The following is a 12,383-nucleotide window of genomic DNA, read 5'->3' as shown; positions in this document are numbered from 1 at the left end:
GGTGCGGGGGAAGGTGCGCCCCAAGGGCACACCCTGCGGCGTGGGTGTAGGGTGCGCATTTACTGCGCACCGCTCGCACATCACTCCGCGTCTTCCTCCTCCGCATCCAGGAGTTCCATGTTGAGGCCGAGGCCGCGCACTTCCTTGACCAGAACGTTGAACGATTCCGGCACACCGGCTTCGAAATTGTCCTCGCCCTTGACGATCGACTCGTAGACCTTGGTCCGGCCTGCCACGTCGTCCGATTTCACCGTCAGCATTTCCTGCAGGGTGTAAGCGGCGCCGTAAGCTTCCAGTGCCCAGACTTCCATCTCGCCGAAACGCTGGCCGCCGAACTGGGCCTTACCGCCCAGGGGCTGCTGCGTGACAAGGCTGTACGGCCCGGTCGAACGTGCGTGGATCTTGTCGTCGACCAGGTGGTGCAGTTTCAGCAGGTATTTGACACCCACCGTCACCGGACGGCTGAACTGTTCGCCCGTGCGCCCGTCATACAGAACGGACTGGCCCGATTCATCGAACCCGGCACGCTTGAGCGCGTCGTTCACGTCGGCCTCTTTCGCACCGTCGAAGACCGGCGTTGCGATCGGCACACCGCGGGTCACGTTACCCGCCGCTTCGACAAGCTGGCCTTCGTCCATGCCAGCGATGCCTTCGTCATAGACATCCTCGCCATAAGCCAGTTTCATCGCTTCGCGTACCGGGGTCAGATCGCCCGACCGGCGGTATTCCTGCAATGCCTCGTCCACCTTGATGCCAAGGCCGCGCGCGGCCCAGCCCATGTGGGTTTCGAGGATCTGACCAACGTTCATCCGCGACGGCACACCCAGCGGGTTGAGGCAGAAATCGACCGGCGTCCCGTCCTGAAGGAACGGCATGTCCTCCATCGGCACGACCTTGGAAATCACACCCTTGTTCCCGTGACGACCGGCCATCTTGTCGCCCGGCTGCAACTTGCGCTTCACGGCGATGAAGACCTTGACCATCTTCATCACACCCGGCGGCAGGTCGTCGCCACGGCGGACTTTCTCGACCTTGTCCTCGAAGCGGGCTTCGAGCGTGCGTTTCTGCTGCTCGTACTGCTCGTTCAGGGCTTCGACGATCTGGGCGTCTTTTTCATCCTTCAGGGCCAGCTGCCACCACTGACCCTTGGTCAGCGTTTCCAGCAACTCTTCGGTGATGTCGGAATTTGCCTTGACGCCTTTCGGCCCCTTGACGGCAACCTTGCCCAGGATCAGCGACTTGAGACGCGCATAGATGTTACGATCAAGGATCGCCAGTTCGTCGTCCCGGTCACGGGCCAGACGCTCGACTTCCTCGCGCTCGATCTGAAGCGCACGCTCGTCTTTTTCGACGCCGTGGCGGTTGAACACACGCACCTCGACCACGGTGCCATAATCCCCCGGCTTCACGCGCAGCGACGTGTCACGCACATCGCTGGCCTTTTCGCCGAAGATGGCGCGCAGGAGTTTTTCTTCCGGCGTCATCGGGCTTTCGCCCTTGGGGGTGATCTTGCCCACCAGGATATCGCCCGGCTCCACATCGGCACCGATATAGACGATACCCGCCTCGTCAAGGTTGCGCAGCGCTTCCTCGCCCACGTTCGGGATATCGCGGGTGATCTCTTCCGGCCCCAGCTTGGTGTCGCGCGCGGCCACTTCGAATTCCTCGATATGGACGCTGGTGAATACGTCATCCTGCGCGATCCGTTCCGAGATCAGGATCGAGTCCTCGTAGTTGTAACCGTTCCAGGGCATGAAGGCGACGATGACGTTCTTGCCAAGCGCCAGTTCCCCCATATCGGTGGACGGGCCATCGGCGATCACCTCGCCTTTCTGCACCTTGTCACCCACTTTCACCAGCGGACGCTGGTTGATGCAGGTGTTCTGGTTCGAACGCTGGAATTTGCGCATCCGGTAGATATCGACACCCGGATCGCCGATTTCCAGATCCTCGGTGGCGCGCACAACAATACGGGCCGCATCGACCTGGTCGATGACACCGGCACGTTTCGCCATGATCGACGCGCCCGAGTCGCGGGCCACGACGCCCTCGATCCCGGTGCCGACCAGCGGCGCCTCCGAGCGCAGCGTCGGCACGGCCTGACGTTGCATGTTCGACCCCATCAGCGCGCGGTTGGCGTCGTCGTTTTCCAGGAACGGAATAAGCGACGCGGCAACCGAGACCAGCTGCTTGGGCGACACGTCGATCAGATCGACAGACTCGTTCGGCGCCAGCATGTATTCGCCCGACTGACGGGTCGAAACCAGATCGTTCACGAACTTTGCGTCATCGTCCAGCTTGGCGTTGGCCTGCGCCACGGTATGGCGCATTTCCTCGGTCGCGGACATATAGACCACTTCGTCGGTGACCTTGCCGTTATCGACCTTGCGATAGGGCGTTTCGATAAAGCCGTACTTGTTCACGCGGGCAAACGTCGCCAGCGAGTTGATCAGGCCGATGTTCGGCCCTTCCGGCGTTTCAATCGGACACATCCGGCCATAGTGCGTCGGGTGCACGTCGCGCACCTCGAAGCCCGCGCGCTCACGCGTCAGACCACCCGGCCCAAGCGCCGACAGGCGGCGTTTGTGGGTGACTTCCGACAGCGGGTTGGTCTGGTCCATGAACTGCGACAGCTGCGACGAGCCGAAGAATTCACGCACCGCAGCCGCGGCGGGTTTCGCGTTGATCAGGTCCTGCGGCATGACAGTGTCGATCTCGACGCTGCTCATGCGCTCCTTGATGGCGCGCTCCATGCGCAGCAGGCCGACGCGGTACTGGTTTTCCATCAACTCGCCAACAGAACGCACACGACGGTTGCCGAGGTGGTCGATATCGTCGATATCGCCCTTCCCGTCACGCAGATCGACCAGCGCCTTGATGCAGGCGACGATGTCTTCGCGGTCCAGCGTGCGTTGCGTATCCGGCTTGTCCAGGGCAAGGCGCATGTTCATCTTCACACGGCCCACGGCACTGAGGTCATAGCGCTCGGCGTCGAAGAACAGCGTGTCGAACAGGGCCGAAGCGGCCTCTTCCGTCGGCGGTTCACCGGGGCGCATGACGCGGTAGATATCCATGAGCGCGGTTTCGCGGTTCATGTTCTTGTCCGCGGCCATGGTGTTGCGGATGTAGGGGCCGACATTGATGTTGTCGATGTCCAGAACGGGAATGTCGCTGATCCCCGCATCCAGCAGTTCCTTGACCGTGCCGCCAATGATGTCGCCATCCTTGTCGCGCTCGATCGTCAACTCGTCACCGGCCTCGACATAGATCGCACCGGTTTCCTCGTTGATGATGTCGCGCGCCACGAACTTGCCCGCGATCAGCTCGAACGGCAGCAGGAGTTCGGTCACCTCGCCTTCGTCGATCAGTTTCTTGACCGCGCGCGGTGTCACCTTCTTGCCCGCCTCGGCAATCACCTCACCCGATTTGGCATCGACCAGATCATAGGTCGGGCGCGTACCGCGCACACGCTCGGGGAAGAACTTGGTGACCCAGCCCTTGTTCTTCTTCAGCTTGTAATCGACCGTGTCGTAATAGGCATCCATGATGCCTTCCTGATCCAGCCCGAGGGCATAGAGCAGGGTCGTCACCGGCAGTTTGCGACGACGGTCGATCCGGGCGAACACGATGTCCTTGGCGTCGAATTCGAAATCCAGCCACGAGCCGCGATAGGGAATGATCCGGCAGGCGAACAGCAGTTTGCCCGAACTGTGGGTCTTGCCCTTGTCATGGTCGAAGAACACGCCGGGGCTGCGGTGCATCTGGCTGACGATCACGCGTTCGGTACCGTTCACGATGAACGTGCCGTTCGGCGTCATCAGGGGCATGTCGCCCATGAACACGTCCTGTTCCTTGATGTCCTTCACCGACTTGGCGCCGGTATCCTCGTCGACATCGAACACGATCAGGCGCAGCGTCACCTTCAGCGGGGCGCTGTAGGTCATGTCGCGCTGCATGCATTCTTCGACATCGTATTTCGGACGTTCCAGATCGTAATTCACGAACTCCAGCACGCTGGTTTCGTTGAAATCCTTGATCGGGAAGACCGACTGGAAAACCCCTTTGATCCCCTCGCCGTCCTGCGGCTCGGGCTGATCGCCGGATTTCAGGAAAAGATCATACGAGGATTTCTGAACCTCGATCAGGTTCGGCATATCCAGCACTTCGCGGATTTTGCCGAAATATTTGCGCAAACGTTTCTGGCCAAGGAAGGTCTGAGCCATGTGTCTGGTCACCTTTCGTTTCTCACTGGCTGCGCGCGCTGTCGGGCCCCAGCAGCGCAACCATCCGAGATGGCGGGTGCGATCCATTCCCGGCCCCTGTCCCACCAGGGGCCTCCCGATCGCGTGAACCTCGCCTTAGAAAACCCCTGTTCCGTCAGGGCCTTTCTGAGACAGGTTCGGCTGGGCCCGGAAATCCGGACCCAGCCTGACAAATCGCTCCGGGTTGCCCCGGAAAGCCGATTACTTGAGCTCGACTTCTGCGCCGGCTGCTTCCAGCTTCGACTTGATGTCTTCGGCTTCTTCTTTCGAAGCGCCTTCCTTGACGGCCTTGCCACCGGCTTCGACCAGCTCTTTGGCTTCTTTCAGGCCCAGGCCGGTGATGCCGCGGACTTCCTTGATCACGTTGATCTTGGAGGCGCCGGCCGACTTCAGGATGACGTCGAACTCGGTTTGCTCTTCAGCGGCTGCGCCGCCTGCGTCGCCTGCCGGACCCGCCATCATGACAGCGCCGCCTGCTGCGGGCTCGATGCCGTACTCGTCCTTCAGGATGGTTTTCAGTTCTTGTGCTTCGAGAAGCGTCAGACCAACGATCTCTTCAGCCAGTTTTTTCAGATCAGCCATTTTTCAGCTCTTTCCGTATTAAAGATGTGTTCCAACGTCGGGCAATAACCCATACGCAGATATTCCAGTTGCTCGCTTACGCAGCTTCCGCCTTCTCTTCGATGGTCGAAAGGATGCTCGCGATATTCGAAGCAGGGGCGCCAATTGCACCGGCGATGTTCGAAGCGGGCGCACCCAGCATACCAGCGATCTGAGCAAGCAGCTCTTCGCGCGACGGCATGTCGGACACGGCTTTGACACCGGCACGGTCCAGAGCGTCCGACCCCATTGCACCGCCGAGGATCTCGAATTTCGAGTTGTCCTTGGCGAACCCTTCGGCGACCTTGGCGGCCGACACGGGGTCTTCGGAATAGGTCAGAACGGTCATACCCGAGAGGTATTGGCCAATGCTTTCGCACGGCTTGCCCTCTAGGGCGATCTTGGCGAGCCTGTTCTTGGCGACGCGAACGGAGGCTTCGGCGTCGCGGGCACGCGCACGAAGATCCTGCATCTCGGCAACTGTCAGACCCGCGTAGTGGGCAACCACTACGACGCCAGAGCTTTCGAAGATCTGGCCGAGTTCCTCGACCACTTTCTCTTTCTGGGCTCTATCCACAGTTTCACTCCAGTTTTGGGGGTCTCCCCCCGGCTCAAGTTTGGCGGGTCGCCCCGCCGTTCGGGTCCAATTTCAGGGTCCCGAGCCCAAGATCACCCGAAGGCGGTAACCTTCGCTGAATCTCATCTCGTTCCCCATCTCAGGAAGGAATTATTGGACGTTCGCCCAACCCTCCATCTCGGACAGGACGGGGCCGGTTCGCGGCCCCGCCATTCACACCGGCCCGTCCGGACCGGCGCAAATTCTTATTCCGACGCGGCGTTGGCCACGTCGATGCTGACACCCGGACCCATGGTCGAGGTCAGCGAAATCTTCTTCATATAGGTGCCCTTGGCGCCGGTCGGCTTGGCCTTGGAAACGGCGGCCACGAAGGCGCGTACGTTTTCGACCAGCTTGCCTTCGTCGAAGGACGCCTTGCCGACACCGGCGTGAACCACACCGGCCTTTTCGGCCTTGAATTGCACTTCACCACCCTTGGCGTTCTTGACGGCATCCGCCACGTCCATGGTCACCGTGCCCACCTTGGGGTTCGGCATCAGGTTACGCGGGCCCAGCACCTTGCCCAGACGGCCGACGATCGGCATCATGTCCGGGGTCGCGATGCAGCGATCGAATTCGATCGTGCCGCCCTGAATGGTTTCCATCAGGTCTTCGGCACCGACGATATCGGCACCGGCGGCCTGGGCTTCCTCGGCCTTCGGACCACGGGCGAACACGGCAACGCGTACGTCCTTGCCGGTGCCGTTCGGCAGGCCGACAACACCGCGAACCATCTGATCGGCGTGACGCGGATCGACGCCCAGGTTCATCGAAATCTCGATGGTTTCGTCGAACTTGGCGTTTGCATTGGCCTTGACCAGGGCAACGGCGTCTTCGACGCTCAGGTTTTCCTTGCCGGCAAAGGCTTCGCGGGCAGCGCGGGTACGTTTTCCAAGCTTTGCCATCTTACTTCACCTCGATGCCCATGGAACGCGCGCTGCCGAGGATGATCTTCATCGCGGCTTCGACGTCGTTTGCGTTCAGGTCTTTCCACTTCGCTTCGGCGATTTCACGCACCTGCTTGGTGGTCACCGACCCTGCGGTCGCGCGGCCCGGAGTGCTTGCCCCGGATTTCAGCTTGGCGGCCTTCTTCAGGTAGTAAGACGCGGGGGGCGTCTTGATGTCCATGTCAAAGGACTTGTCCTGATAATACGTGATCACGGTCGGGCACGGCGCACCGGGCTCCATTTCCTGCGTCTTGGCGTTGAACGCCTTGCAGAATTCCATGATGTTGATCCCACGCTGACCAAGCGCCGGCCCCACGGGCGGGGACGGGTTCGCCTGACCTGCGGGCACCTGCAACTTCATCGTGCCTGCGAGTTTCTTGGCCATCTGGCCTCTCCTTCTTTCCAACTCCCGTCAGGGCGCGCCCCTCGGGGTCTCAGTTGTGTGGTGCGGTCCGGGCGCCGCGGCGCCCTCGCCTCCCACGGCTCACACGTCAGGCCTGTTTGGTGACCTGAGTGAATTCCAGTTCCACCGGGGTTTCCCGGCCAAAGATCGACACCGTCACCTTCAGGCGCTGGTTGTCTTCGTCCACTTCCTCGACCATGCCGTCGAAATCCTCGAACGGGCCATCGTTCACCTTGACCTTCTCGCCCACGTCGAAATGGATCAGGGTCCGCGGCGCCTCTTCGCCTTCCTGAACGCGGTTCAGGATCGCGTTCACCTCGGCATCGCGCATCGGCATCGGGCGGCCCTGCGGGCCAAGAAATCCGGTCACCCGGTTGATCGAGTTGATCAGGTGATACCCCTGATCCGACATTTCCATGTGCACCAGCACGTAACCGGGCATGAAACGACGCTCGGTCGTCACCTTCTTGCCGCGACGCACCTCGATCACTTCTTCAGTGGGAACCAGAACTTCGTCGATCTGATCCTCGAGGCTTTGCTCGGCAACGGATTGTCTGATCTGCTCGGCGATTTTCTTCTCGAAGTTCGAGAGAACACTGACCGAGTACCACCGTTTTGCCATGTCCGACCCATGCCCTTGTCGTTACCGGCCACAAGACCGAAAATTCCAGAATTCTCAGGGGAGTTTCACCCCGTGTCTCCGAAACAAAAAGCGGCGCGCAACCCGAATCGCCGCGCGCCATGTCCCGAAGTGTGCAGCCAATTACCGCCCATCGCCCCTGATTTCAAGGTCCAAGGCCGGATTTTCTGCCCGATCAGCCAAACAGCGCCAGAATCCCCTGCAATCCGCTGCGAATGCCAAGATCGACGAGGGCAAAGAACACAGCCGTCAGCGCGGCCATGATAAAGACCATCACCGTGGTCAACAGCACTTCGCGGCGGGTCGGCCAGACAACCTTGGCCACTTCCGAGCGAACCTGCTGAATGAATTGAAGCGGATTGGTGCGTGCCATGGGCGCTGTCTTCTTTCTCATACGGGTTGACGGGGCACATACGCGGGCCAGCGCACAAATTCAAGGGCCAAGGGTCGCCCCCTGGCCATATCCATGCATCCAAATGCTGACGGCGTTTCAGCCTTGATGTCGTTCGGCGGCCAGACGGTCGAACGGATCGGGCGCATCGTCCAGTTTCATTTGATCCGCTCCGGCATCGGAGAAATCGGGCAAGGCCAGGCGCCCGGCCCATTTTTCCGGCAGCCGGTCCAGAATCGCATCCCAACGCAATGCCATCCCATCGGCCCGCCGCCTGAATCCTTCGGCCATTGCCGGGCGGCGCATGGCAAAGCGTGTCCAGCGCGCCGACAGGATTTCAAAAAACCGGTCATGCCCAAGCGTCAGATAGGCAATCGCCGTGACCAGAACAAAGATAAGCACCAGCGACGGAATCAGCAGGGGCCGCCAGATCACGATCGCGGCAAGCCCGCACAATACCAGCGTCCGGCGGTTCGGGCGGTAGGCTTTCACTCTGGTCAGGATACCCGGCAGGCGCGATGGGATCGCCGCATCCGGCTCGGGGTCTCCATGATCGAAAATCCCCTCGGCCACCTGCTTCGAAATATTCCGGCTGTGCCGCGCGGGCCGGGTCTTCGGGGCAGGCGCGGGCTCTGGTTCGCTCGGCGCGATCTCGGGCAGGCTCTTGCGATTCATCTCGCGCTTCTGGTCCAGCATCATGCGCTGGATCAGGCGATCCGCAGTTTGCTCCGCCACTTCGGGCGAACACGCGTCTTCCGGGGTTTTCCCCTGCAATTCCTCGCCATCATGCGGCAGGTATGACACCCTGCGCTTACTGGACGCCGGTACATCGGTCATGGCAGCACTCATTCAAATCAACACCCCCAACGCAGCAATATCCGGAAATACAGACACCTGCCGCGACCCAGTCGATTCACGGTATTAGTGGGGCCGAAATCGGGCAAAATCATGGCAGACACGGGCCACAATCGTGGCGCAGTTTCCAAAGCGCACACAATCCCCGGAAAACCGCGGAACCGGGCGATCCGGCGCAACAAACAACATCAATTCTGCTGGAGATTTTGGCAGGGGCAGCAGGGTTCGAACCCGCGACCTACGGTTTTGGAGACCGTCGCTCTACCAGCTGAGCTATACCCCTGTACCTCGCGCCGAATTAAGGCACATGCGCACGGGAATCAAGCCGCCTTTCAGGACTTTGTCGCGGCTTTTCCGAAAATATCCCCCTTTCGCGCGGCTCAGGCGGCAGACCGCGCCGTATAACGGGGGCTTTCCACCACGCCCTTGTCGAACAATTGCGATATCTCGGTGTCGCTCAGCCGTGCCACATCGCCCAGGATTTCCTCGGTATGCTCGCCCAGGTCCGGGGCCGGGGCAGGCTTGGTGCGCGCCCGCGCCGAAAACTCCGCCGCGCAGCCCGGCACCGGAAACCGGCCCAGCCCCGGCTGATCCAGCATGGAAAACATCGGGTTGGCCTCGCCCAGATCGGGATCGTGCCGAACCGCCTCTTTCACGCTGCGGAAAATCGACCACGTGACACCAGCCTTGTCGAACGAGTCGGCAAAATCCCCGACCCGTCGCGCGGCGAACCACGGGGCCAGAATATCCGTGATCTCGTGGCGCAACGCCCAACGCACACCCTCATCGCGCAGATCGCGGCCCGAGCGTTTGGCCAGCATCTCCATCTGCCGGCCGGTCCCGGTGATCTTGACCAACCCCGACCATTGCCGCGCGGTCAGGCCGATGACCATCACGCGCTGGCCGCAGGCGCAAATGAAATCCTGCCCATAGGCGCCATACAGCGAATTGCCCGCCTTGCCGCGCTCCTCGTCGTTCAGAACCGCATCGCCGATCATGCCCAGATGGCCGATGGTCGCCGCCGCCACGTCCTTGAGCGCGATTTCCACCTCCTGCCCCTCGCCGTGGCGCAAACGGTACCTTTCAGCGGCCAGCAGCGAGGACACCACCATGTTCCCCGCGATCAGGTCCCATGCCGGCAGCGCACTGGCCACGGGCGCGTCATGATCCTCGGGTCCGGTCATGTCGGGAATGCCGAGCGCCGGGTTCACCGTGTAATCCACCTGCGGCCGGCCATGCCTGTCACCCATCAGCGTCACCATGATCAGATCGCGGCGATACTGGCTGAGCGTCTCGTAATCCATCCAGCCACGCACCCGCAGGTTGGTCAGGAACAGCCCCGCATCCTCGCCCGGCGCGGTCACGATCCGGGTGATCAGTTCCTGCCCCTCGGGGCTGCGCATGTTGACGGCAATGGATTTCTTGCCCTTGTTCAGTCCCGCCCAGAACAGGCTGCGCCCCGATGGCGCCAGCGGCCAGCGCCCCGCGTCCAGCCCGCCCTCGATACGGTCGAACCGGATCACCTCGGCGCCCATCTGCGCCAGTTGCATCCCCGCAAGCGGCACTGCCACAAAGGCCGATCCCTCGACCACGCGCATCCCTTTCAAAATCCGGGTCATACGGTTTCCTCCCACATCGCGGTGGCCTGCATCCCCTGATACCCACCCTGCCCCGTGCACAGCAGAAGCGCGCCGGTCTCATCCTCACTCGCCATGATATCCAGCTCGTGGCTGTCCCCCGGCGTCAGGAACACCGGATGCACCGCCCGGAAATCGAAATGGCGCGGGCGGCGGCCCCTGTACCGGCACGCGGCCTGAATCAGCCATGTCGCCTGCATCGGGCCATGCACCACAAGGCCGGGATAATGCTCGACCTCCTGCGCATAAGGCAGGTCGTAATGGATGCGATGCGCGTTGAAGGTCAGCGCCGAATAGCGAAACAGCAAGGCCTCGCTGATCGGCTGTCGCCTGTGCAGAACCGGATCGGGCGGCAAGGGCCGCTCGGCGGGCGGGCGGAACCTGTCGGGGATGTCCAGGTAAACGATGTCCTGGCGTTCCTCGATGGCCAGCCCCCGCTCGCCATAAATCCTGTGATCGACCGAAACCAGCACCATCGGCCCGGTCTTGCCCTCCTTCTCGGCCACGGAGCGGATGAAGGACCGTCTGCTCAGCCTCTCGCCCACACGCAGCGGCGCACCAAAGGTCAGGCGGCCACTGGCCCACATGCGCCGCTCCAGCCGGACGGGCGGCAGGAAATCCCCAAGCGCCGGGTGCCCGTCGCGCGCCAGTTCATTCAGCGGAACCGTCGGGTTGAACGCACACCAATGCCACAGCGGGCCCATCTCCTCCCCCTCGCGCGGGGCCGGTCCGTGCCCTGCACCCAGCGTCGCATGGATTTCCGCAGCCCGCCGCTCGGAAATGCAGCCTTCCTCGTGATCGGTCCGCCCCTCCCAGGCCTTGACGTTCAACTGATCCATAAGCCTCTCCTCCGCTGCTCCCTAAAGCCTGCGGGAAGTTGGAAAAAAATCAAGTTTTCAATGACTTAGCTGAATACCATGGTATGCATTCCCCGATACTGCATATGCAGAAAACTTGCAGCCGCATTGTTTTACATCGGAAAAATCCGATCTGTTCCAACAGAAACGCAGCGGGAAAACCGGCTGTTTCTGCACCTGAAAACCCGATGATCCACCGACCGCACATTGCGGCGGATTGACCCAGCTTTGCCCGAAACCCCGTTCATTCGGATCGCTCAGGCCTTGCCTTCAGGTCGGCCTAACCTGTTCGAGCACAGACAGATCACCACCGCAGATCGCCTCTTCATGCTCAAGGATCATGGCAATCGGCCAGTCCCACCACGCCAAAGCCTGCCAGCGTTCGGCAGTTCGGCATGCAAATCGTTGGCGTACCACGCGCGCTGGGTTGCCGGCCACGATGGAATAGGCCGGCACCTCACCTGCCACCACGGCACCCGCGCCGACAATCACCCCGTCACCAACCTGCGCACCCGGCAAGATCATTGCCCGACGACCAAGCCAGACATCGTTCCCGATCACCGTGTCTGGCCCCGGTCTGGGTAACGAGGCACGTTCGGTGCCGATACCACCATCGAAAAGGGCGAAAGGATAGCTCGATCCTCCGTCATAACGGTGATTGGCCGACGCGGTGATGAATTCCACGCCATCGGCGATCTGACAAAACTTGCCGATCACCAACCGCTCGGACGATTGCGGATGCAGGTACGGGGCCAACCGCGCCGCCCAGTTTGCGGGCGGATCAAAGGCATCGGCATAGGTATACTCGCCGACCTCGATACGTGGGTGGTCGATGACGGCCTTCAGGAACACCGTGCCGATATGGGTCGTGCCGTCCGGCAAGATCAGTGGATGGCGCAGGTGCGGAGGCGGAAAGGAATTGGGCATCGGAAAGCGGCCTCTACCGGGATCAAGGCATAAGGATTTGGTCAGGCAGCTTTGTTCACGATATCCTCCATCGAAGTGCTTCAATCTATATCGCACACCGGAAAAAGAAAAGGGCGCCCGAACAGGCGCCCTTTCCGAACCGATATGATCGTCGGATCAGTCGATGATTTTGGAGACGACGCCGGCGCCGACGGTGCGGCCGCCTTCGCGGATGGCGAAGCGCAGGCCGTCTTCCATGGCAATCGGGG

At 61.4% G+C, this 12,383-nt stretch carries 12 protein-coding genes and 1 tRNA gene; all 13 read right to left on the bottom strand.

Annotation, left to right across the window (positions count from 1 at the left end; translation table 11 throughout):
- Positions 1-80 precede the first annotated feature (80 nt).
- A complete protein-coding gene (gene rpoB / locus BUB53_RS20625; protein ID WP_073037740.1) occupies positions 81-4,223 on the bottom strand; it encodes a DNA-directed RNA polymerase subunit beta in 4,143 nt (1,380 codons plus the stop codon).
- Between the two features lie 240 nt (positions 4,224-4,463).
- Complete coding sequence (rplL, locus tag BUB53_RS20620; RefSeq protein ID WP_073037737.1) at positions 4,464-4,844, bottom strand: 50S ribosomal protein L7/L12; 381 nt, start codon at positions 4,842-4,844, stop codon at positions 4,464-4,466.
- A gap of 76 nt (positions 4,845-4,920) precedes the next feature.
- A complete protein-coding gene (gene rplJ / locus BUB53_RS20615) occupies positions 4,921-5,439 on the bottom strand; it encodes a 50S ribosomal protein L10 (RefSeq protein WP_073037734.1) in 519 nt (172 codons plus the stop codon).
- Between the two features lie 245 nt (positions 5,440-5,684).
- A complete protein-coding gene (gene rplA / locus BUB53_RS20610; protein ID WP_073037732.1) occupies positions 5,685-6,383 on the bottom strand; it encodes a 50S ribosomal protein L1 in 699 nt (232 codons plus the stop codon).
- Between the two features lies 1 nt (position 6,384).
- Complete coding sequence (gene rplK / locus BUB53_RS20605) at positions 6,385-6,810, bottom strand: 50S ribosomal protein L11 (RefSeq protein WP_073037730.1); 426 nt, start codon at positions 6,808-6,810, stop codon at positions 6,385-6,387.
- Positions 6,811-6,916: 106 nt separating this feature from the next.
- Positions 6,917-7,450, bottom strand: coding sequence for a transcription termination/antitermination protein NusG (gene nusG / locus BUB53_RS20600; RefSeq protein ID WP_073037728.1), 534 nt, complete (start codon positions 7,448-7,450; stop codon positions 6,917-6,919).
- Between the two features lie 193 nt (positions 7,451-7,643).
- A complete protein-coding gene (gene secE / locus BUB53_RS20595; RefSeq protein ID WP_073037726.1) occupies positions 7,644-7,841 on the bottom strand; it encodes a preprotein translocase subunit SecE in 198 nt (65 codons plus the stop codon).
- A gap of 117 nt (positions 7,842-7,958) precedes the next feature.
- A complete protein-coding gene (locus BUB53_RS20590) occupies positions 7,959-8,696 on the bottom strand; it encodes a hypothetical protein (RefSeq protein WP_073037724.1) in 738 nt (245 codons plus the stop codon).
- A 225-nt stretch (positions 8,697-8,921) separates the two neighbouring features.
- A tRNA-Trp gene (locus tag BUB53_RS20585) sits at positions 8,922-8,997 on the bottom strand.
- A gap of 97 nt (positions 8,998-9,094) precedes the next feature.
- Positions 9,095-10,333: a CoA transferase gene (locus BUB53_RS20580; RefSeq protein ID WP_073037722.1), complete on the bottom strand. Its 1,239-nt coding sequence runs from the start codon at positions 10,331-10,333 to the stop codon at positions 9,095-9,097.
- A complete protein-coding gene (locus tag BUB53_RS20575; protein WP_073037720.1) occupies positions 10,330-11,190 on the bottom strand; it encodes an HTD2 family dehydratase in 861 nt (286 codons plus the stop codon). Before BUB53_RS20575 ends, BUB53_RS20580 begins: the two co-directional genes overlap by 4 nt.
- 288 nt (positions 11,191-11,478) lie before the next feature.
- Positions 11,479-12,135 carry a CatB-related O-acetyltransferase gene (locus BUB53_RS20570; RefSeq protein WP_073037718.1) on the bottom strand — a complete coding sequence of 219 codons (657 nt, stop codon included), beginning with the start codon at positions 12,133-12,135 and terminating at the stop codon, positions 11,479-11,481.
- A gap of 156 nt (positions 12,136-12,291) precedes the next feature.
- Positions 12,292-12,383 (bottom strand): EF-Tu C-terminal domain-related protein (locus BUB53_RS20565; protein ID WP_200797770.1); only part of this gene is annotated, 92 nt, incomplete at its 5' end.

It is taken from the genome of Roseovarius pacificus, from assembly GCF_900142665.1.
GTDB lineage: Bacteria > Pseudomonadota > Alphaproteobacteria > Rhodobacterales > Rhodobacteraceae > Roseovarius > Roseovarius pacificus.
This window is presented reverse-complemented; position numbering and strand designations above follow the sequence as displayed.